This is a genomic window from Novosphingobium sp. HNCC26DJ243, assembly GCF_057180545.1.
Window position 1 is genome coordinate 289,092 of the sequence record NZ_JBXUGN010000004.1, and the last position, 21,912, is coordinate 311,003.

Here is a 21,912-nt window from a genome sequence, read left to right on the forward strand (position 1 = left end):
GGCCATCAATGACACTTTACCCTCGGGTAAAGTGTCACGCGCGACAAATGTTGGAATTGCGGGCGCCGCACGCAGAAAGGGGATTCACGGGAATCCCGTTATGTGCTTCCTTGAATCCCGTAATGTTCCAGACCGCCATCCCCGCTGCCGCCACGGCCAGACCCGGTCCTCAAGGCGCGATGGCGCGTCTGCTCGATCTGCTCGCGCACGCCAGCACGCGCCCGCGCTATGCCTTCATGGTACTCAGCCTGATTGCCGAGGTGGCCAATGCCGATGGCGAGGCGGGCCCCTTCGTGCGTCGCGAGGGTCAGAGCCACACCTTGCGTGACTGGCTGTGTGACAGTCTTGCGCCGATGGGCGGACGCGATCCGCGCCGCATCGCACTGGCCGCCCGGATCGAGGGCGATCTCGCTGCTGCGGGCACGTTGCCCTCGGACGAAAACGAGCGCGCCGCTGCAATCGAACAGGAACTGCGCGACCGCATCCGCGCCTCGGGCAAGACCAATCTCAGCCGTGCGGTGTCCGAACTGGTGAAGGCAGGGCTGCTGCGGCGCTACTATGCCGGTTTTGCCGTGGACCATGAGAACCGGGGCGGGCAGCGCCATGCGGTCTATGTCCTGCTCGGCCCCGCGCGCTGCCTGCTGCCGCGCGCGCCTCTCGCCAGTCCCGTCAAATCCGGCAAGATGCGCCCTGCCCAGGGGGAATTGCGCTTCTTCTGAAGCAGTTGCACGATCTGGCTGTGTTGGAATGTTTCCCCGGGGAAACGTTTGTCGCACAATAGGCCAAGGCACAGGGGGCGCAGGAACGACTTTGCCTCGTGGCGGTTCCCCAGACAATGACCACGCCCCAATGGCTATCGCTCGCCACTCTCGCAGGGATGATGGCGCTCTTCGTGTGGGGGCGCTTCCGCTATGACGTGACCGCGGTAATCGCGTTGCTGGCAGCGATGGCCATTGGCATCGTCAGCCCCAAGGAAGCGTTCACCGGCTTTTCAGACGATATCGTGATCATCGTCGGATCGGCGCTCGTCATGTCGGCAGCGGTGCAGCGCTCGGGCCTGATCGAGGGGCTGCTGCTGCGCATCGCGTTGCGCGTGCGCTCCACCACCGGACAGTTGATGCTGCTCACCGCCACGGTCGGCTTTGCCTCGGCGCTGATCAAGAACGTCGGCGCGCTGGCCATGCTGATGCCCTCTGCGGTCCAGATGGCGAAGAAGGAGGGCCGCTCGCCCTCGGTGTTCCTGATGCCGATGGCGTTTGCGTCGCTGCTGGGCGGACTGATGACGCTGATCGGCACATCGCCCAACATCATCGTCAGCCGCGTGCGCGAGGAGATGACCGGCGAGCCGTTCCGCATGTTCGATTACCTGCCGACCGGCCTTGTCCTGCTGCTGGCGGGCCTCGTGTTCCTGGCGCTGGGCTGGCGCCTGCTCCCGCAGGACCGCATGGCCTCGCCCGGTCTTGGCGAGGCCATCGACATTTCCGCCTATGCCATCGAGGCGACCGTGGGCGAGGGATCGCCCGCGATCGGCGAGACGGTGGGCGAATTCACCGCCCGCCACGAGGATCAGGTGCAGGTTACCGGCCTGCTGCGCGGCGAGATGCATGGCGAGCCCGATCCGCACGTCCATATCGAGGAGGACGACGTGCTGATCCTCACCGGTGACCCTGACGCGCTCGAACGCGCCATCGCGATTGACCGGCTAGCGCTGGCGGGCGCGGGCAAGGAGGGGAGCGGCGGGCCACCCGACGATATCGGCGTGATCGAGGCCGTTATCCGCAACGATTCCGCGCTGATCGGGCGCACGGCAGGGCGTCTGCTGATGCGCGAACGGTTGGGCATCAACCTGATCGCGGTCTCGCGCTCGGGCGAAACTCTCACCGCCAAGCCGGGGCAGATCGTGCTGCAGGCGGGCGACGTGATAGTCCTGCAAGGCCCGCTCGAGGTGTTGCCATCGCGCCTGCGCCAGTTGGGCGCGCTGCCGCTGGCGGACCGGGTGATGCGGCTCGGCTCGGCGCGCAAGCGCTGGCTGCCGATCGCCATTCTCGCGGTCGCGATGATCGCTGCGGGAAGCGGGACTGTGCCGGCCGCCGTGGCTTTCTTTGCAGCCGCCGCCGTCGCAGTAATCTCGGGCGCCTTGCCGGTGGGCGAGGCCTATGAGGCTGTCGAGTGGCCAATCCTGATCATGCTGGCCGCGCTGATCCCGGTCAGCGCCTCACTCCAGACCACGGGCGCGTCCGACGTGATCGCCAACCAGCTCGCCGAACTCGCCATCCGCCTGCCGCCGTGGGGCGCGGTGTCGCTGATCCTGCTGGCGGCGATGGCGGTGACGCCGTTCCTCAACAATGCGGCGACCGTGCTGGTCATGGCCCCGATCGCGGCGGTCTTTGCCAAGGAACTGGGCTATCGGCCCGAACCGTTCCTGATCGCCACTGCCATCGGCGCAGGCTGCGATTTCCTCACTCCCATCGGCCACCAGTGCAACACGCTGGTGCTGGGGCCGGGAGGCTACCGCTTCGGTGATTATGCGCGGCTTGGCGCGCCGCTCTCGCTGCTGGTGGCGGTGTTGGGCACGCCGCTGATCTTGTGGTTCTGGCCGCTGTGACCGCCTAATGGCGTATTGCCAGGGATGCGCGACCGGCCCTAGCTGACCTGAAGCGCATCGGGGCGGAGAGCAAGGCATGAATTCACGCATGAAGGGTCTGGGGATCGCCTTGGCGATGGCGCTTGCGGGCGCGTTCCCGGCACAGGCCGCGCCGCCCGCTGCGACCGCGTTCGTGCCCGCCGATTTCAAGGTGCCCACCCTGATCGAAGGGCCGGGCTTCAAGCTGGTGCCGCTCGGCCCCGCGCTGGTGAAGATCGATTTCGAGGCCTACATGTCCTCGATCGAACATCTCCAGAAAACCTTTACCCGCAGCACCGACTGGCCGCACCCCGGCATCACCGATGCCGACGCCATGCGCGACATGGAGACCGAGCAGGCCCGCTTTCAGGCGCGTACCTCCTTCGCCTTTGCCGTGCTCACCCCCGACGGAACCCGCGAACGCGGCTGCGTCTACGTTTATCCCGCCAAGAACAAAGGCCATGATGCGGTCGTCACTATGTGGGTGACCAAGGCCGAACACGACGCGGGCTTCGACGCCGCACTCTACGCATGGGTGCAGGGCTGGATGAAACAGGACTGGCCCTTCGCCAAGGTCGTCTATCCGGGGCGGTCGATGGGCTGGGGGGAGTGGGACGCGCTGGTGGCGAAGGGCGGGGCGGATTGAACGAGCAGGCCTCCCGTATTCCGTCACCCCGGACCTGATCCGGGGCGAAGATGAATTGATGGCAGGTTTCAGACTTTTGGTTGTGAGCAGTGAACGGCCGGTTCGTTGTGGGAAGCGGACAGCCGATGCTCAGGCCCGCCAGTCCTTCATGCGCCTCAAAACGTAAGCAGGAATACGGCTGGCAGTGCCGAGATTCTCTTTGCGCAGCGTGAAGTCGAACGTCTGCCCGTCTTCGCTAATGGTGATGTGACAATCGAACCTCTCATGCCCATTGATGTCTGGCGAACCTTGGCACGACGGAACTCGCCAGTTAGGCGGCAAGCTTTCAACACCATCGCGGGGAACGAGATAGAAAAGGGATCCGCCCTGTCCCGGCGTCCCCACTTCGCCGACGAGCCAATACACCCGATCCCAGCCAGTCGTGGGATCACGCTGTCGAAGCCCGCCGTTGGCAAGTGCCTGCCGCACCTTCGTAATGTCGCTGCTCCGGTCGGCAGGAAACTCGCGCGCTTCCTTTCCGCCAAGCACATTGACTACCATGTCGGCTTCAACATCGCTCGAATAACCGTGAAACAGGCGCCTGTAGCCCTGCACACCGCCGGAAAGTTCAGAGGCCGGAAGTAAGAGCCACACGGACTCATCTGGCTCCTTATCCAGCCCTTTGATGCCTAAGAGCCACGGCACGCTGAAGTTGCGCATGAACTCGTATTTGTGGGGAACAGCGTAGGTAGCGTCATCCAGTCGGTAGCGCGTCGAGCCAAGATAGGATTCAGCCGTGGCTGCCGCGCCGATACCTGCGATTGCGAGGATGATGATGTGGGCGCGTTTCACTGATACATCGTTCCCTATTTGTCGTATGCCCGCAATGGCGTCGTGTCCGGAGCGGCAGCTATTGGACGCTGCCCATCGAATCCCGCCACCGCGCCAGTCGCGCCACCGCATCCATCAACATAACCTCGGGTTTGCAGTGGCACAGGCGGACGATGCTGGTTGGCGCGCCACCGCCTTCCCATAGCGCCGAGAGCGGGATCGAGGCGACGCCTGCCTCGTGGACGGCGCGTTCGCTGAAGGTGCGGTCGTCGAGCGGGATGCCCGAGGCGGGGAGGTTGATGCAGGTGAACCAGGTGGCGGCGCTGGGGAGCAGCGAGAAGCCTTCGCGGGTCAGGCCTTCGAGCAACACTTCGCGCGTTTGCGCCCAGCGCGCGGTGCAGCTTTCGGCCAGACCGGGCGTTTCCAGCCCTTCGGCCACCGCCCATTGCAGCATCGGCGGGGTGGTGAAAGTGAGGAACTGGTGCGCGCGGCCGAGGACGGCGGCCATGGCGGGGGCGGCGATCAGCCAGCCGACTTTCCAGCCCGTTGCACCGAAGATCTTGCCAGCCGAGCCGATCTTGACCGAGCGGCCTGCCATGCCCGGCTGCATCATCAGCGAGGCGTGGGGCCGACCATCGAAGCGGACGTTTTCCCAGACCTCGTCACAGATCGCGACAAGATCGTGCGCGGTGCAGATGGCCGCCAGCATCGCCAGATCCTGCGGGCTTGCGACGGTGCCGGTGGGGTTGAGGGGATCGTTGACCACGATGGCGCGGGTGCGCGCCGTGATCGCGGCCTCGATGGCGGCGCGATCGTAGGACCAGTGCGGCGGCTGCAGCGCCACGAACACCGGCACCCCGCCTGCACGGCGCACCATCGGCGCATAGGCATCGTAGGCAGGCGCGAAAAGCACGACCTCGTCGCCCGGCGCGACGACGGCGAGAATGGCCGAGGCCACCGCCTCGGTCGCGCCCGAGGTGATGATGACGCTTTCGGGGGCGAGATCGAGCCCCTGGGTGCGCGCGTAGAAGCCCGCCACCGCGCGGCGCAGTTCGGGCAGGCCCGCCATCGGCGGATACTGGTGCGATCTTTCGGCACTCGCCCGTGCCAGCGCTTCGAGCAGGGCCGGGGATGGCGGCTCGTCGGGGAAGCCCTGCCCCAGATTGATCGCGCCGGTGGCTCTGGCGAGGCCCGACATGTGTTCGAAGATGGTGAGAGGCATGTCCCGGTAGACGGGAGAGAGGCGCTGCGCCGGTTCGGTCATCGGGTGCGGACCTTAAGGGCAGGCGGCGCGCCTTTGCAATGGCTGCGGCGTCAGCGCGCGGTCACCGTCTGAACAAAGGCGACGATTTCCTGCGCCAGCCGCCGGTCGGACGTGCCGATGTGCATGGCGAGCGAATAGTGGTTGTGGCCGGGCACGATCGTGCCTGCGGGCATGGCGCCGTGGCGATCGAGCCGGTCCTGCATGGTCCCGAGGAATTCGGCCTGGAAGCGCGGCGGATCAAACTGCGCGCAGGCGACGAACAGCGGGATCGCGGTTGTGGCTACGGCCTCGCGCGGCATGCGCGCTGCGTAAGCTTCGTTCGGCCCATAGTAGGGCTCGTCACGATCATCGAGCGGGGTATGGCCGTAGAGCCCCGAGAGCAGGACCGCGCCTGCCACGGGCAGGTCGGGCCGCAGCTTGAGCGCGGTGGCGATATGGACTGCGCCTGCCGAGGTGCCGATCACCACGATCCTTGCCGGATCGCCGCCGAACTGCGCCGAATTGGCGCGCAGCCAGTCGACCGCGAGGGCAACGTCCTCGCCGCCCTGGGGCCAGCGCGCTTCGGGAAGCAGGCGGTAGTTCATCGCCGCGCCGAGGAACCCGGCTTCAGCCATCGTTCGCGCGACGGCGGCATTCTGCCAGTTACCGGCCCCGCCCTTGTCACCCATGCGGAAGCCGCCGCCATGGACGAAGAGGACGACCGGGAGGTCGCCCGCCTGTTCGGCGCGATAGAGGTCGAGGCGGTGGCGATCGTGGGGACCATAGGCAAGGTCCACCGCCAGCGCCGGGACACGCGCCGCCAGCGCGATCTGCTCGGCATCGAACAGATCGCGGCAGGCCTCGAGCACGGGCAGCCCGAGCGTTGTGCCCATTGCGGAGATGGCGGCGCGCGGTGTCACGCTTCGTCGATCACGGGGTTGGTCAGCGTGCCGATCTTGCCGACGCTCACTTCGCAGACATCGCCCGCCTTCATGTAGAGCGGGGGCTTGCGCTTGTCGCCGACGCCACCGGGGGTGCCGGTGATGATGACGTCGCCGGGGTTGAGCGGGGTGAAGGTCGAGCAGTACTCGATGATGAATGCGACGTCCCAGATCAGGTCCGAGATCGGTTGATCCTGCACCACTTCGCCGTTGAGGCGGGTCTGCACGCGCTGGTCGGCAAGGTCCGGCACGGCATCGGGAGTGACCAGCGCAGGGCCGAACGCACCGGTGCCGGGGAAGGTCTTGCCCGGCGTGAACTGGATGTTGTGGCGCTGCCAGTCGCGGACCGTGGCATCGTTGAACACCGAATAGCCCGCCACGTGCTCCAGCGCGCGGCCACGCGGGATGCGGCGGCCGGGCTTGCCGATCACCACGGCGAGTTCGCCCTCGTAATCGAAGCGCACCGATTCCTTCGGGCGAAGCAGCGGTTCGCCATCGGCGATCAGGCTGTCGGCATAGCGGGTGAAGATCGCCGGGAATTCCTTCTGCTCGCGCCCGGTCTCGGCCACGTGGGTGGCGTAGTTGAGGCCGACGCAGAGGATCTTGTCGGGATTGGGGACCAGCGGCAGCAGGCGCACGCTGGCGCGGGGGTAGCTGGCCGTGGCGGCAAGCGTTGCAAGATCGCCGCCGAGGACATCCTTGAGGAAGGCGGGCGCGCCCTGGCCGCCGAGATCGTGGACGGTTTCGCCCTCGAGGCGGCCGAAGCTGGGGGTGCCGTCGGGGCGGCGGAAGCTGATGTACTGGGCCATTGTCTTGTCACTCCTGATGGCTTGCGGGCGACGCGTGGTCCTTGCCTGGCCGGTGGTTCCGGCGAGGGCAAGTGCGGCAGCGCCGCCCACGAATGCGCGCCTGTCGATGGTCAAAGCGGTGCGGGCTCCCAGTCGCGGCGGCTGCGGAAGCGTTCCTCGGCGACGCGAAGACCGTCGAAGTCCTTGTCCGAGACACCCCACTGATCGATGCGATGTTCGGGCCATGTCCAGTCGTCGGGCACGCCCGCCGCGTAATCGGTCGGGACCTTTTCGACCGGGGTCGAATATTCGATCACCGGGCCGAACGGCGCGATGTAATAGGCATAGACGTTATCGCCCGGACCGTGGCGGCCGGGGCCCCATGCGGGTGCAAAGCCGTTGTCGCGCATCCAGCCGATGCCGCGCATCACGGCATCGAGATCGTCCATCTCGAAGGCGATGTGATTGAGGCTGGCAAAGCCCGCGCGAGCAAAGGCGGTGGAGTGGTGGCTGTCGTTGCAGCGCACGAAGACCATGCCACGGGTCCGGTCCGACACGCGGAAACCGAGCACGTCCTCCACCGCGTGGCCCATCAGTTCGGCATCGGCAGCGTTGAACACGACATGCGTCAGCTTGACTGGAGAGACGCGCCGCGTGGACTTGGCGAAGCCTTCGATCGGCGCGACTTCGGTGGCGTCGGTGAGAAACCGCAGGATCGTGCCTTCGGGCAGTTCGACGATGATGCCGTGGCCGTCACCGGGATCGGCCGATACGGTCGGCCTGGCGGGCCAGCCGGTGGCGGTGACGCGCGCCTTCAGGGCGGCCATCTCCTCGCCCGTGCAGACGAACGTGGTCGTACGGACCCATTCGCTGTCCGACTTTTCGAAGGCAACGAGATATGGGAACGGGCCGGTGCCGCGCAGGTAATGCGTCGACCCGCGCTGCTCGGTGGCGGTAAGGCCCCAGATGTCGACCATGAAGGCCGCAGCCGCTGCCGGATCGGGCAGGGCAATTTCGATGCTGCGCAGCTTCACTCAATTGCTCTCCGTCTTGAAACCTGCTGCGCGGATGCCCGCCATGGCGCATTCCTCGTCGCAATCACCGGTATCGCCGCTCACGCCGACCGCACCGATCACCGCGCCGTCGTGATGGATCAGCACGCCGCCCGGCGAGAAGGCGATGCGGCCCTCGAGCACGGCGGTGACGCTCTGGTAGAACAGCGGATTTGCTTGCGCGCGTTCTGCCGTGGCACGGGTGTTGACGCCCATGCCGAGCGCGCCGGTCGCCTTGGCCTTTGCGATGTCGAAGCGGAACGTGGTCGCGCCGTCCTCGCGCGCGAAAAGGACCGGGTGGCCACCGGCATCGAGCACGATCAGCGCAAGCGGCTTGGCCGAGCGGCTGCGGGCTTCGGCAAGCGCCACGTTGGCGATGGTCTGGGCGGCGGCAAGGGTAAGCGTCATGCAGCGACTTCCTGTTTCGAATAGAGCAACCGGTCACGCGCGGCGAGCAGGTCGGCAGCATGGCCGGTGCCGAACACGCAATGGTCGGGGCGGACGAGTACCGCATCTGCACCATGCGCGTCGAGCCATGCGCCGACCGCGCCGCCATCGGGCAGATCGGCAGCGACGATAGCGCCCACAGGTCCGCTCTTGCGGACGAACAGGCGCCATCCCTGCCCGACGAGATCATCGAGCTTGCGCCCGTCCTCCAGAATGGGCTGGATGAAGCGCGTGCCTGCAGCCGGCGTGCCCGGCGCAATGAAGCCGGTGGCAATTGCCGGGATCAGGTCGGCGGCGGTTTCGCCCGTCTTTTGCGCGGCCTGGGCGCGGATGCCGTCATCGCGCGCGGCGGCCTTGGCGGGATCGAGTTCGCAGATGTAGCGGCCTGCGGCGACGGCTGCGCCGATCACGCCGCGCACATGGGGATCGCGCTCGGGCTGATAGGTATCGAGGATGGATTCGTCGGCGCCGTCATTGGCGATGGCGGCCATCTTCCACGCAAGGTTGGCGACATCGCGAAGCCCGTGGCACATGCCCTGGCCGAAGAACGGCGGAGTCTGGTGCGCGGCATCGCCTGCCAGGAATACGCGGCCCATTTGCCACTGTTCGGCCACGAGGCCGTGGAAGCGATAGGTCGCGGCACGCACGATCTTGTGCGGCACGTCCTTCATCCACGCGCCGACAAGGGCCGCGACGTTGTCCTCGCGCATCATTTCGGCATCGTCCTCATGCGGCAGCAGCATGAATTCCCAGCGGCGGTGATTGCCGCGACCCGGCACGATCGTGGCCGGACGGGCCGGATCGCACATCATTACCGAAAGGCGCTGCAGGTCCGCGCCTTCGGGCACGCCGGTGAGCGGCGGGAAGCTGACGGGGCCTTCGACCTCGGCATCGACGACGAGCCAGGGTTCCTCGAAATCGAGATCGTCGAGCTTTACGCCAAGCGCCTTGCGGACAGGACTGCGCGAACCATCGGCGGCGATCACCCAGCGCGCGGTCAGGTGGCGCTGCGCGCCGTCCTGCGTGTAGCGAACGGTGACGGCATCATCGTGGCTCTCGAGCGCGGTAAATTCCGCGCCAAGCAGCAGGCCGATCGCGCCGTTACCGGCAAAGGCGCGGCGCAAGTGCGATTCCAGCTCTGGCTGGTAGAAGAAGTAATCGTTCGACCAGCCGAAGGGCTTGGGCTTGCCCACGGTGCCCATGTAGCGGATCACACCGTGGTCCGCGCCGATGTGGAGGTGGCCGTCGGTCGCGACCATGTCGGGCGCGACGCGATCGATCACGCCAGCGGTCTGGAACAGCCGCATCATCTCGTGATCGAGATGGACAGCGCGGGGCAGGGGGTAGTGGTCATGCTCCTTTTCGAGCACGACGACCGAGAGGCCCTGCGCCCCGAGCAGGTTGGCGGCGGTTGCGCCCACCGGCCCGCAGCCGATGATCGCCACATCGTACATCGGTGCAGATGTCTGCGAGTGGGCCATCAGGCGGCGACCTCGGCGGGGGCCTTGTAGAGCGCGCCGTCCTTCATGATCATGGCGAGATTGGCCTTGTCCTGCAGGATCGACACATTCTGCGTGGGATCGCCTTCAACCAGCAGCAGGTCGGCAAGGTAGCCCTCGCGCACCTGGCCCACCGGCAGATCCATCAGTTCGCCGCCGAGCCTGGTCGCAGCGGTGAGCGCTTCGGCGGGAGTATAGCCGAAGTGATCGACGAAGATCTGCAGATCGCGCGCGTTGCGACCGTTCGGATTGAACGGGAAGCCGTAATCGCCGCCGATGAGGATGCGGACGCCACGTGCCTTGAGCGCGGGGACAAGCTTGCTCTCGCGCTCCATGCGCTCGGCCGCGCTCTGCTTCATGTGGCTCATGTCGATGTGCGGGGGCGGGGTGGCTTCGAGCGCGGCGACCGAGACGCCGGGCGAGGGGGCGTAGAACGTCGAGTCCCTGGCCGCGACCATGGCATCGGCGGCGGCCTCGTCGGCATAGGAGGCGTGGTAGATGATCCGCGCCCCGGCCCTGAGCGCCAGCGCGATCGCCTCGGGATAATAGGCGTGAGTGGCGATCCACAGTCCGGCTTCGCGCGCTGCCGCGCCCGCCGCTTCCATCTCCTCGGCGCTATAGTGGACGTCCGCCGCCGAGCCGGGCTTGAGCGCGTCCTCGCCCGAAACGACCAGCTTCAACGAACCGATGCCCTGCTCCTTGCAGTAGGCAACGAAGCTGCGGATGGCATCAGGGCCGCGACCGTTGAACACGTCGCCCGTTTCGACGCCTTCCGCGCCTTCGGGGCTGCGCTCGAGAGTGGAAGGGATCAGCCGTGGGCCGGGGGTTTCACCGGCGTCGATCGCGCGGGCAAGCTCGACCTCCACGCCATCGCCCAAAGCGCCTGCGGAATAGGCGCTGGTGAAGCCGTGGTCGAGCAGGACGCGGGCATTGCGCCATGCCGCAACCTTGAGTTCGTCGGCAGGCAGGATGAACTGGTGGTAGATCTTTTCGACCGACGAGCCCCAGGTGAGGTGGGCGTGGGATTCGACCATGCCGGGCATGAGCGTGCGGCCTGCACCCTCGACCACGGTATCGGCGGCGGTGGCGTCAAGAGCCGTGGCCGAATCGCCGATCGCGGCAATGCGGTTGCCCTCGACCAGCAGCGAGCGCGTGCCCGGCAGGAGGGTTTCGCCGTCGAAAATGCGGACGTCGCGAATGAGCGTCGTCATATGGTCTCTCCCAAGATTGCCCGATCCGCTTTGGGCCATTTGCGGCACAGGGAAAAGTAGTGATATGCAATGTTTGCATAATGCAGGGTTATGGAACGACGATCCTGTCCCGTCGATAAGCGAAGCTCCGGTCTATCGATTGGACAAACTGGACGGTCGTGCAGCAACCTGCGCCAGCAAAGAGGGGTAATAGCTGGTGAGCGGACGTTTGAGCGGCAGGATCGCAGTCGTGACCGGCGCGGCGGCCGGGATCGGCAGGGGTTGTGCCGAGACGTTTCGCAACGAAGGCGCGTGTGTGACCGGGATCGATCTTGCCGGCGCTGACATGGTTTGCGACCTGACAGACGAGGCCGCGACTGCCGATGCCTTTGCACGTATCTTCGCGGAACATGGCCGGATCGACGTGCTGGTCAACGCGGCGGCCTTTGCGACCTTTGCCTGGATCGAGGACATTACGCTGGAGCAGTGGCGGGGCACGCTGATCGGAGAACTCGACATCGTGTTCCTGCCGGTGCGTGCTGCCTGGGCCGGCCTCAAGGCGAGCGGGAGCGCCAGCGTGATCAACTTTGCCAGCGCCAATGCGCGTCATGCACTCGAGGGTTCGGCCGCGCTGGCGCATTGCGCGGGCAAGGGCGGGGTGCTGGCGATGACCCGGCAACTGGCGATGGAAGGCGCTCCACACAACATTCGTGCAAACACGATTTCACCAGGGCTGATACTGACCGATGCTACCCGCGAACATCTGGAAAGAGTGCCCGGCTTCAGGGAGCAGGTACTCGCCAAATCGATGATCAAGCGCCTTGGCGAGCCGGTGGATATTGCAATGTGTGCCGTCTGGCTGGCGAGCGAGGAGGCGCGCTTCGTGACCGGTGCCGATGTGCCCGTCGATGGCGGGGCGACGGCCTGGTGACCTTGCTATGTCGCGATAACATAGAAGGAAACTATGGATTGATATTATATTAGCGTATTATCTTTTGGCGTAATCGCTTCAATATACATTGCGATCCGGACCATCGTGTGCCGGACACAGGAATTGCTTTCGCCGACCTGCGATCCGCAGGCGGCCGTTATCGGGGAGGACCTTCGAAATGCCCAAGCCTTCATTTGCCATGCTTGCGTCGACGACCGCGCTAGCGTTCGCCTCGCTTACCCTTGCCGCACCGGCCTTTGCCGCCGACGCCGATCAGACCTCGCCGCAGGCAGCGGCTGACGACAGCGACCCGGCGATCATCGTGACCGCGCGCAAGCGCGAGGAAAACCTGATCGACGTGCCACTGCCGGTTACCGTCGCCACGCAGGCCCAGCTCCAGCGCGACCAGGTCTATTCGATCACCGACCTGCAGCGCACCACCGCATCGCTTGAAATCAGCCAGACCTCGGGCGGCGAAGTCAATGGCGGCGCGCGCCTGCGCGGCCTTGGCACCGGCGTGTTCAACGCCAGCGTCTCGCCTTCGGTCGCCTTCGTCGTCGACCAGGTGCCGCAGGGCAACCTGACCTTCCCGCTGCTGTTCGACCTTGCCCAGGTCGAAGTGCTGCGCGGGCCCCAGGGCACGCTGTTTGGTCAGGGTGCATCGGCCGGCGTGATCAACATCACCACGGTGGCGCCATCGCTCGACAAGGTCATGGTCTCGGGCGGGATCAACATTGCCGACAAGGGCACCGCTGGTTCCGAAGTGAGCGAAGTCAACGCCCGCGCCGGCTTCAACCTGCCGCTGGGCGAAATGGCCGCACTGCGCGTCTCGGGCCAGTTCAAGAAGGAAACCGGGCTTCAGCGCAACACCTTCCTGGGCCTCGACAACAAGATCCGTGAATATGGCGTGCGCGCCAAGCTGCTGGTCAAGCCTTCGGAAACCGTGACGGTCAACCTTTCGGCCGAAATGACCGACCAGAAGTCGCAGGGCTGGAGCTTCTTCGCGATTGCGCGCGCACCCAACGCCATGAACCTCATCGATCCCGACGGTCCGTTCGGCCCTGCGCCGTCGCTGCCGGTTTCGGTCTTCTCGAACGGCGATTTCCTGAACCCTGCCGGCTGCAACATTCCGGTGATCAGCGAACGTGCCGAATTCTATTGCGAAGACGACCAGACCCAGATGCGCAACCGCGCTCGCGGCGTGTCGGGCGTGATCGACTTCGAACTTTCGGATAATCTGTCGCTGACTTCGGTCACCGCCTACCGCACGCTCGACCGCGAGACCGGCACGGTCAACTTCTCGCGCCGTCTGGGCGTTGCTGCGCGTAACGAGAACATCCAGAGCGAATCCAACCAGTTCAGCCAGGAAGTGCGCCTCGACTATCAGAACGAGGGCGTCAACGTGCTGGTCGGCGCGCTCTATTCGCACTTCTCGCTCGAGACGACGCCGATCAACAGCCCCACGTACGGCAACCCGTTCCCCGGCCAGCGCACCGGTTTCAGCGTCTGCCTGAACGCGGGCTTCTTCTGCGTGGTGCCGGTGGCGTTCACCTATGAGGACACGACCAACCAGACCGTCGCGTTCTTTGCCGATGCCACCGTTCCACTGACCGATCAGATCGATGTGTTCGGCGGCCTGCGCTATTCGAACTATCGCAACACCACCGGCGTCGGCGTGAACGCGGTAACGGCGAGCCGCACCTCGCGGATCAAGGACAACGACGTTTCGGGCCGCATCGGCCTGAGCTTCAAGCCGACCCCGGATTCGACGATCTTTGCGTCCTATGCGCGTGGCTACAAGCCGCCGGCCATCGTGGTGCCGACCATCGCCACCGACCCGGTCGTCAACCTGAAGCCGGAAAAGTCCGATGCGTTCGAATTCGGCGCGAAGGTGCAGGTCGGCCGCGTGCAGCTTTCGGGCAACGCCTTCTGGAACAAGGTTGCCAACTTCCAGACCCAGTCGAGCGTGTTCAACTCGGCAGGCGCGCTGATTTCGGTCACGCAGAACATCGACAAGGTCGTCTCGAAGGGCTTTGAATTCAACGCGCTGGGCACGGTATTCCCGGGCTTCACCGTCAACGCGGGCTACCAGTTCAACGACGTCCGCTTCCCGGCAGGTTTTGTCGGCAACGATGGCATCTCGCTGGCGGGCAAGCAGTTCATCAACGCACCCAAGCACAAGTTCACGCTCTCGGGCGAGTACTCTGCGGCGGTCAGCGGCAATATCGAGGCCTTCGTCAACGCCAACCTCGTCTACAAGAGCAAGGTCCTGCTCGGGCAGTACGGCAGCGATGCCTACCGCTATCCCGCGCACGAGCTGATCAATGCAGGCTTCGGTCTGCGCGATGCCGATGGCCGCTGGAGCGCGTCGATCTTCGCGCGCAACCTGACCAAGGAGCGCGAACCGACCGCCTATCTGGCGAGCGACTTTGCCGGCAACGCCGACGGTGGCATCCGTGCATGGCCGGCAGCGGGCATCACCACGCGCGTTGTCGGTCTCGCGGTCGACTTCAACTTCTGAGCAATGACAAACGGGCGGCGCATCCCGAGGATGCGCCGCCCGTTCCCTTTGCTAACCAACGCGAAAGAGGGGCGGCGGCCGGGTGGCTGCCGCCCCTCTTTGTGTAATCAGAAGGGTTGGTTGAGACGGCCGAGCGCGCCTTCGAGCATGTGCGCGTGGACCTTGGGATCGCCATGTGCGAGCTGGAGCTTGCCAACCGCGACGCTGGTTTCGATCACATCGCGGCAGCGGTTGAAGCGGCGGTCCTGATAGGCCTGCAGCGCGGCGCCGACATCATCGGTGCGTGCCAGTTCCTCGGCCAGGACCACGCCGCTTTCGACCGCCATGCCTGCGCCCGAGGCGAGGTGCGGGGTGGTGGCGTGGGCTGCATCGCCGACAAGGACGATGCGTCCGTTGAACCAGTCCTTCGGTTGGAGCACGGCGGCAAGCGGCCGGTAGTTGATCCAGTCCTTGCGCGTCATGTTGTCGCGGATCCAGCCGGCATTGCCGCCGAAATCGGCGAGCAGCGCCTTCAATGTGACGAAGAGTTCCTCCTCGTCCATGAAGGACTCGCGCTCCTCATGCGCGGTCAGCATCCACATGTAGACCATGTCGGGCGCACAGGCAGTGATGCCGCAGGGGTTGGCATGACCGAGGAAGAATTCGCCCATCTCCAATCCCGGCGGCTTGCGGATCGATATGCGCCAGCAGCCCTGCCCGGTGGGTAGCGCAGGCCCCATGTGGGGAAAGGCGATGTCGCGCACGCGCGAGAACACGCTGTCGGCACCGACGACAAGATCGTAACGGCCCGTGGTTTCATCAGAGAAGCGCACATCGACGCCATCGTCCCGGTTCTCGAGCGCGGTGACGGTGAGGCCGAGCCGGACGGGAATCGCAAGTTCGCGCACGCGGGTCTGCATGATCCGGTGAAGCACCGGGCGCATGATGCCGCCGGTTGCGGGCAGGCCTTCTTCGATCACCGGTTCATCGAGATCGAGCATGTGCGTGCCATCGAAGCGGAACAGCCGGGTCTTGCTGGTGATCGCACCCTCGGCCTTGATCGCATCGAGCAGGCCGAGGCGCTTGTAGGCGCGCAAGGTGGGACCGGTGATTGTGATGCCCGCGCCATAGACGCGCCATTCGGGATCGAGATCGATCAGATCGACCGCCACCCCGCGCTCGGCCAGGCTGATCGCCGTGGCCATGCCGCCAATACCTCCGCCGACGACAAGTGCCGTGGCGATGCTGCTGATGCTCTCCCGTGTCATGGGATAGGACCTAGCGGGTTCGCGCAAGCAGACAAATCCGAACTGTCGATACCAAGGCATCCATACAAACGGTGCGACGTTCGCGCGCACGGGGACTATCCGGACGGCAAGGGTCAAGGACCTGTCATGAGGGAGGATGTCTGATGCGCATTGCACTTTTGGGTACGAGCGCCGTGCTGGCACTCGCGATCGCAACACCGGTCATGGCGCAGGAAGCGCAGGCTGAGGCGGGCGACGGCACGGGAATTTCGGAAATCATCGTGACGGCACAGCGTCGCGAGGAATCGCTGCAGAAGGCCGCAATCGCGATCGACGCCGTTTCGGGTGCCGATCTTGCCTCACGCGGTATCAGCAATGCGACCGACATCACCAAGTCGGTTCCGGCGCTCAGCGTGCCGAATGCAGGTGGCTCGATTGCCTCGATCTTCATTCGCGGCGTGGGCAACATCACCACCAGCAGCTACAACGATCCTGCGGTCACGCCGACTTATGACGGCGTCGTGCTCGGTCGTGGCGGCGGCGTGTTTGGCGCGGCGTTCTATGATCTCGCGCGCGTGGAAGTGCTCAAGGGTCCGCAGGGCATCCTTTATGGCCGCAACGCCACGGGCGGCGCGGTCAACATCATTCCGGCACGCCCCGAGATTGGTCGCAATTCGATGGGCTTCAACCTGTCGTACGGCAATTACGATGCGGTGGATGCCGATGCCCACGTCAACCTCGGCGTGAGCGATAACAGTGCCCTGCGCCTTGGCGCGGCCTATACCACGCGCGATGGCTACAACCGGGATGGCACCGACGACGCCAAGCGCGGTTCGCTGCGCGCCCAGTTCCTTGTCGAGCCCTCGAGCGATCTGTCGCTGCGTATCGCAGCGGACTATACGCATACTGGCGGAAAGGGCGTAGGTGGCAGTTACGTCGGGGGGTTCATTCCCGGACCTGCGGGCTACACCTTCTTCCCATCGGGTCTGGACGCCAGCGAAGGCTTCAACACGCCGGCGGCAAATGGCTTCCGCAGCCACGTCCTTGGCGCACCGGCCTTCGCCTTCCTCAACCCGATGAACACTGATCCGAAGCTCGACAGCACCTATTGGGGCGTCAATGCCGAGCTGAACTGGCAGACTGGCATCGGCAAGCTGACGGTGATCCCTGCCTATCGCGAAAGCACTGACGACACGCTGTTCTACGGCCCGGCGTTCAACACCGCCATGACCAAGGAAAAGGTCAGGCAGACCAGCCTCGAAGCGCGGCTTTCGGGCAGCGCGGGCATGGTCGACTATGTGCTCGGCGCGTTCTACTTCAACGAGAAGATCAAGGCGAACAACCAGTACAACCAGGAGTTCGTGCTGCCGATCCAGAACTATGCGCACAAGACCGACAGCTATGCTGCGTTCGGCCAGCTGACCGCGCATGTGACCGACCAGTTCCGCCTGATCGGTGGCGCACGCTATACGCATGACAAGAAGTCGATCGACGGGTTGATCAACAACTTCATCACGTTCTGCGGCGGCCCGCCGCCGTTCCTGATCACGCCTCCGGGATCGTTCGCGCAAGGCTGCGCCGCACCAGGCACCATCCCGCATTTCCCGAACTTCCTGAACACGGGCGACACGATCAGCTGGCTCAAGGCCAACAACTGGATATCGGGCGCGAGCAGCGACCAGCCCGGTTACCAGGTGTTCCCGCTGCTCAACGGCGTGGGCGCGATCCTGAAGACCTACAATCCGGTCAAGGACACCAAGGGCTATTCGCGCGTGACGTGGAAGGCATCGGCCGAATACGACCTTGGCGCAGACAACCTCGTCTATGCGACGGTCGAAAGCGGATACCGCGCAGGCGGTCTGCAGATGACCGAGAGCAAGACCAGCTACAAGCCCGAGTTCATCACCGCCTACACCATCGGATCGAAGAACCGCTTCTTCGACAACCACCTGCAGCTGAATCTCGAAGGGTTCATCTGGAAATATCGTGACCAGCAGATCACCTACTTCACGATGGACACCTCGGGCACGCTGATCAGCTCGAACGAAAACGCCGGCAAATCCTCGATCAAGGGCTTCGACGTCGATCTCGTCGCCAAGCCCACCGGAGGCACGACGCTGAGCGCGAAGGTGCAGTACCTCGACACCAAGTACGACGATCTGCATCTGTTCACTGCATCGCCGCGCGACAACTTCGGCTGCCCGTTCACCTTTACAGGTGCGGTCGCCGGTGGCGCGCCGGTCAAGGACTTCAACTGCTCGGGCAATCCGCTGCTGTTCAGTCCGAAGTGGACGGTCAATCTCGGCGCCGAGCAGGTGGTGCCGGTGGGCGACAGCCTCGAGCTGGTAGCCAACGTCGATACCGCATGGCGCGACAGCCAGTGGGGCGCGTTCGAATACCTCGCCTTCGAGCGTATCCCGGCCTACTGGACGACCGATGCATCGCTGACGATCCGTGATGCGGTCGGTGCCTGGTCGCTGACCGGCTTCGTGCGCAACATCGAGGACAAGCGCCGCAACCTTGCGCCGCAGGCTTCGCCGCTCGGCGTCGCGGTTGGACACTTCTCGGCACCGCGCACGTATGGTCTGCGCCTGTCGGGCAACTTCTGAGGAACCCGCGATGAGCCAGTACCATCGTCGCGCCTTCGTCAAGGCGCTGGCCGCGGCGAGTGCACTGGCAAGTTACGGAAAGGCATGGGGGGCGGCGCGGGCGACAGCTCGCCCCGCCGCCCAGGCCGCCCTTCCCAACGTCATCTTCATCATGGCCGACGACCTCGGCTACGCGGATCTGTCGTGCACCGGATCGCATCATATCCGCACGCCGGCGATCGACTCCATCGCGCGCGACGGGGTGCAGTTGCGCCAGGGCTATTCGAGCACACCGATCTGTTCGCCGACGCGCACCGCGCTCCTGACCGGCTGTTATGCACAGCGGTTCGCGATCGGGCTGGAAGAACCACTTGGTCAAAATGCGCCCAAGGGCATCGGCGTGCCTCTGGATCGCCCGACAATCGCATCAGTGATGAAAGCGCAGGGCTATCACACCAAGCTGATCGGCAAATGGCATCTGGGCGACCTGGACGGGCACAGCCCCCTCGATCACGGCTATGACGACTTCCTCGGCATCGTCGAGGGTGCTGCGGATTACTTCCGGCATCACATGGTCATGGGCGGCAAGGACCTGGGCGTGGGCCTTGCCCGCGACAGGGCCGCGATCACTACCGATGGTTACCTGACCGACATGTTCGGTGACGAGGCCGTGCGCACGATCGAGGCTGCTGCCGGAAAGCCGCTGTTCCTCAGCCTCCACTTCAACGCGCCGCACTGGCCGTGGGAAGGGCGCGAGGACGCAGCGCTTGCGCAAAAGATCGGTGCTTCGTTCCACTACGAAGGCGGAAGTCTCGCAAAGTACCGCGAGATGGTCGAGGCGATGGACCAGAACGTGGCCAAGGTGCTGGCGGCGCTGAAGCGCACGGGCATGGTCGACAACACCATCGTCGTCTTCACCAGCGACAATGGCGGCGAGCGCTTTTCCGAAACCTGGCCCTTTACCGGCCAGAAGGGCGAGGTGCTCGAAGGCGGCATCCGCGTGCCCATCCTGATGCGCTGGCCCGGCAGGATCGCGCCCGGCAGCAAGAGCGAGCAGGTCATGGCTTCGATGGATTTCCTGCCGACCCTGCTGGCGATGGCGGGCGGCAACCCCGCGACCGCCGGAACGTTCGACGGCATCGACCTGTCGGCGCAGCTCGCCGGAAAGGCCGCGCCGATGGAGCGCACGCTGTTCTGGCGGTTCAAGGCCAACGAACAGGCCGCAGTGCGGCAGGGTGACTGGAAGTACGTCAAGCTGGGCGGAAAGGAACACCTGTTCAATCTGGCCGAGGACGAGCGAGAGCGGGCCGAGCGCGCTACGGCCGACCCGGCACGGCTCGCGGCAATGCGGGTCCTTTGGGACAAATGGAATGCCCGGATGCTGCCCTACCGCGTCGATGGGAATTCCGAGCAGATCAAGTCGGCCTATCCCGATCGCTACTGATAACAACATTGGGGCTTAGCGTTATGAATGTCGTGGTCACCGGTGCCGGCGGTTTCGTCGGTCGTGAACTTGTCCGCAAACTGCTCGTAGCGGGCCACCGCGTGACGGGCATCGATACACTGTCGGGTGGCATTCCCGAAGGCGCGCGCGCCATCGCGGGCGATCTTGGCGATGCCGCAGTGCGGGCAAGCGCACTGGCAGATGGGTGCGATGCGCTTGTCCACCTCGCCACCGTGCCGGGTGGGGCGGCCGAGGCTGATCCCGCCGCCTCGCGCCGGATCAATGTCGATGCCATGTACGACCTGCTGCTGGAATCGGGCGCGTGCAATCCGGGCCTGCGGGTGGTCTATGCAAGCTCCATCGCGGTGTTCGGCGATCCGCTTCCCGCCATCGTCGACGATGCAACGCCGCTCAGCCCCAAGATGATCTACGGCGGGCACAAGGCGATGATGGAACATGCGGTGGCGATGTTCTCCAATCGCGGGTTGATCGATGGCGTGACCGTGCGCCTGCCGGGTATCCTGGCGCGGCCCAAGGGGCCATCGGGGATGAAGTCTGCCTTCATGTCGGACCTGTTCCATGCCCTCAAGGCGGGAGAGGCCTTCACCTGCCCGGTTTCGGCAAAAGGCACGATCTGGGCGCAATCGGTGGCTCGCTGTGCCGAGAACTTTGTCCACGCGCTGACTCTGGACAGCGCCCTGCTTCCGCCCACGCGCGCGGTGACGCTGCCTGCGCAAGTTATCGCGATGGGCGACCTTGCCGCCGAGATCGCGCGCCAGTGCGGCGTCTCGCCCGATCTCGTGACCTATCGTCCGGACGCCCCGCTCGAAGCGGCATTTGCGACACAGCCACCACTGGAAACGCCTGCCGCAGAGCGCGCCGGTTTTGCGCACGACGGCGATCCTGCTACACTGGTTGCCAGCGCACTCTCGACGATCTGAGAGGCGACGGGAGATGGCAATGCGGTTCGGTCGGCTCGATCTCAACCTGCTGGTGGCACTTGATGCCCTGCTAACCGAGCGCAGCGTGAGCCTCGCTGCCGACCGGCTGTGCCTGTCGCAGTCGGCAACGTCGAGCGCACTTGGCCGGTTGCGCGAATATTTCGGTGACGAACTGCTGCTGGTGAAGGGCAGGGCGATGATCCTGACCGCGCGCGCCGAGGAACTGATCGAGCCGGTCCGCGCCGTGCTTGAGCAGATCCGCACGACGGTTTCGGTGGCCCCACCTTTTGATCCCGCTACCGCCGACCGGGTGGTGCGGATCATGGCTTCTGACTATTCTACCGAAGTGCTGCTGGCGGGGGTTCTGGCCGATCTGGAGCGCGATGCGCCGAACATGCGTTTCGAAATCCAGCCGATGCAGGACAACCCGATCGAGTCGATCGAGCGTGGTTACATCGACCTGTTGCTGACCATCGACTACGCGATTTCATCCGATCATCCAAGCCAGGTCCTGTTCGAGGACGATTACGTGGTGGTCGGCGACAAGGACAATCCCGCGCTGTCCGAGCCGATGACGCGGCCGCTCTATTTCGAGCTGGGCCATGTGACGGCACGCTTCGGCAAGGCGCGCGTGCCGGCGTTCGAGGACTGGTTCGTGCGCCGCCAGAAGCAGCAGCGCCGGATCGAGGTGGTGGCGCCATCATTCCTTTCGCTGCCCGGACTGGTGATAGGCACGCGCCGCATTGCGACGATGCACCGCCGCATGGCCGAGTTGGTCGTGCGCACGCTGCCACTGGTGATGCGCGAGATCCCGTTTGCAATCCCGCCGATCCGCGAAGCGATCCAGTGGAACATCGCCAACAACAATGATCGCGCCCTGCGCTGGGTGGTGGAACGGCTCGCCGCATCGGCAAAGGTCGCTCAGAGTGCGGCGACCAACGTCGTGCCGCTCGAACCGGACCGCGAAATCGACCGCACCTCGATCGAGGTCGAATACCGGATGAATCATCCACAGCGCTAAA

At 65.1% G+C, this 21,912-nt stretch carries 18 protein-coding genes; 9 read left to right on the plus strand and 9 right to left on the minus strand.

Annotated features, from left to right (window positions below; translation table 11 throughout):
* Positions 1-122: 122 nt before the first annotated feature.
* The 3 genes from AC2A04_RS13890 to AC2A04_RS13900 all read left to right on the plus strand — a co-directional run bounded on the left by AC2A04_RS13890 (position 123) and on the right by AC2A04_RS13900 (position 3,269).
* On the plus strand, positions 123-719 hold the full coding sequence (locus tag AC2A04_RS13890; RefSeq protein ID WP_484212946.1) for a hypothetical protein: 597 nt from the start codon (positions 123-125) through the stop codon (positions 717-719).
* A 116-nt stretch (positions 720-835) separates the two neighbouring features.
* The gene (locus AC2A04_RS13895) at positions 836-2,605 is read left to right on the plus strand and encodes an SLC13 family permease (protein ID WP_484212947.1); all 1,770 of its coding nucleotides are present in this window, start codon (positions 836-838) and stop codon (positions 2,603-2,605) included.
* A 76-nt stretch (positions 2,606-2,681) separates the two neighbouring features.
* Complete coding sequence (locus tag AC2A04_RS13900) at positions 2,682-3,269, plus strand: twin-arginine translocation pathway signal protein (protein WP_484212948.1); 588 nt, start codon at positions 2,682-2,684, stop codon at positions 3,267-3,269.
* A gap of 129 nt (positions 3,270-3,398) precedes the next feature.
* Here AC2A04_RS13900 and AC2A04_RS13905 read toward each other — a convergent pair whose 3' ends face one another.
* The 8 genes from AC2A04_RS13905 to AC2A04_RS13940 form a co-directional block, all read right to left on the minus strand.
* Positions 3,399-4,100, minus strand: a complete 702-nt coding sequence (locus AC2A04_RS13905; RefSeq protein WP_484212949.1) for a hypothetical protein — start codon at positions 4,098-4,100, stop codon at positions 3,399-3,401.
* 58 nt (positions 4,101-4,158) lie between these two features.
* Complete coding sequence (locus AC2A04_RS13910; protein ID WP_484212950.1) at positions 4,159-5,343, minus strand: aminotransferase; 1,185 nt, start codon at positions 5,341-5,343, stop codon at positions 4,159-4,161.
* Positions 5,344-5,393: 50 nt separating this feature from the next.
* The gene (locus tag AC2A04_RS13915; protein WP_484212951.1) at positions 5,394-6,242 is read right to left on the minus strand and encodes an alpha/beta hydrolase; all 849 of its coding nucleotides are present in this window, start codon (positions 6,240-6,242) and stop codon (positions 5,394-5,396) included.
* Complete coding sequence (locus AC2A04_RS13920) at positions 6,239-7,072, minus strand: fumarylacetoacetate hydrolase family protein (protein WP_484213011.1); 834 nt, start codon at positions 7,070-7,072, stop codon at positions 6,239-6,241. The genes AC2A04_RS13915 and AC2A04_RS13920 overlap by 4 nt, the downstream gene beginning before the upstream one ends.
* Positions 7,073-7,182: 110 nt before the next feature.
* The gene (locus tag AC2A04_RS13925; RefSeq protein WP_484212952.1) at positions 7,183-8,085 is read right to left on the minus strand and encodes a VOC family protein; all 903 of its coding nucleotides are present in this window, start codon (positions 8,083-8,085) and stop codon (positions 7,183-7,185) included.
* Complete coding sequence (locus AC2A04_RS13930) at positions 8,086-8,511, minus strand: GlcG/HbpS family heme-binding protein (RefSeq protein WP_484212953.1); 426 nt, start codon at positions 8,509-8,511, stop codon at positions 8,086-8,088.
* A complete protein-coding gene (locus AC2A04_RS13935) occupies positions 8,508-10,031 on the minus strand; it encodes a bifunctional 3-(3-hydroxy-phenyl)propionate/3-hydroxycinnamic acid hydroxylase (protein WP_484212954.1) in 1,524 nt (507 codons plus the stop codon). The genes AC2A04_RS13930 and AC2A04_RS13935 overlap by 4 nt, the downstream gene beginning before the upstream one ends.
* Positions 10,031-11,260, minus strand: coding sequence for an amidohydrolase family protein (locus AC2A04_RS13940; RefSeq protein WP_484212955.1), 1,230 nt, complete (start codon positions 11,258-11,260; stop codon positions 10,031-10,033). The genes AC2A04_RS13935 and AC2A04_RS13940 overlap by 1 nt, the downstream gene beginning before the upstream one ends.
* A gap of 196 nt (positions 11,261-11,456) precedes the next feature.
* Here AC2A04_RS13940 and AC2A04_RS13945 point away from each other — a divergent pair, with 196 nt between their 5' ends.
* A complete protein-coding gene (locus AC2A04_RS13945) occupies positions 11,457-12,170 on the plus strand; it encodes an SDR family NAD(P)-dependent oxidoreductase (protein ID WP_484212956.1) in 714 nt (237 codons plus the stop codon).
* A gap of 178 nt (positions 12,171-12,348) precedes the next feature.
* Positions 12,349-14,691, plus strand: a complete 2,343-nt coding sequence (locus AC2A04_RS13950) for a TonB-dependent receptor (RefSeq protein WP_484212957.1) — start codon at positions 12,349-12,351, stop codon at positions 14,689-14,691.
* Positions 14,692-14,798: 107 nt separating this feature from the next.
* Here AC2A04_RS13950 and AC2A04_RS13955 read toward each other — a convergent pair whose 3' ends face one another.
* Positions 14,799-15,938 (minus strand): FAD-dependent monooxygenase, encoded by a 1,140-nt coding sequence (locus AC2A04_RS13955; protein WP_484212958.1) that lies wholly within the window; start codon positions 15,936-15,938, stop codon positions 14,799-14,801.
* A 143-nt stretch (positions 15,939-16,081) separates the two neighbouring features.
* On the opposite strand from AC2A04_RS13955, the gene AC2A04_RS13960 reads away from it, so the two are divergent.
* The 4 genes from AC2A04_RS13960 to AC2A04_RS13975 are packed head-to-tail and all read left to right on the plus strand — an operon-like array spanning position 16,082 to position 21,911.
* The gene (locus tag AC2A04_RS13960) at positions 16,082-18,526 is read left to right on the plus strand and encodes a TonB-dependent receptor (protein WP_484212959.1); all 2,445 of its coding nucleotides are present in this window, start codon (positions 16,082-16,084) and stop codon (positions 18,524-18,526) included.
* Positions 18,527-18,536: 10 nt separating this feature from the next.
* Complete coding sequence (locus AC2A04_RS13965) at positions 18,537-19,949, plus strand: sulfatase-like hydrolase/transferase (RefSeq protein ID WP_484212960.1); 1,413 nt, start codon at positions 18,537-18,539, stop codon at positions 19,947-19,949.
* A 23-nt stretch (positions 19,950-19,972) separates the two neighbouring features.
* On the plus strand, positions 19,973-20,890 hold the full coding sequence (locus AC2A04_RS13970; RefSeq protein WP_484212961.1) for an NAD-dependent epimerase/dehydratase family protein: 918 nt from the start codon (positions 19,973-19,975) through the stop codon (positions 20,888-20,890).
* Positions 20,891-20,903: 13 nt separating this feature from the next.
* Positions 20,904-21,911 carry a LysR family transcriptional regulator gene (locus AC2A04_RS13975; RefSeq protein WP_484212962.1) on the plus strand — a complete coding sequence of 336 codons (1,008 nt, stop codon included), beginning with the start codon at positions 20,904-20,906 and terminating at the stop codon, positions 21,909-21,911.
* Position 21,912: the final 1 nt, after the last annotated feature.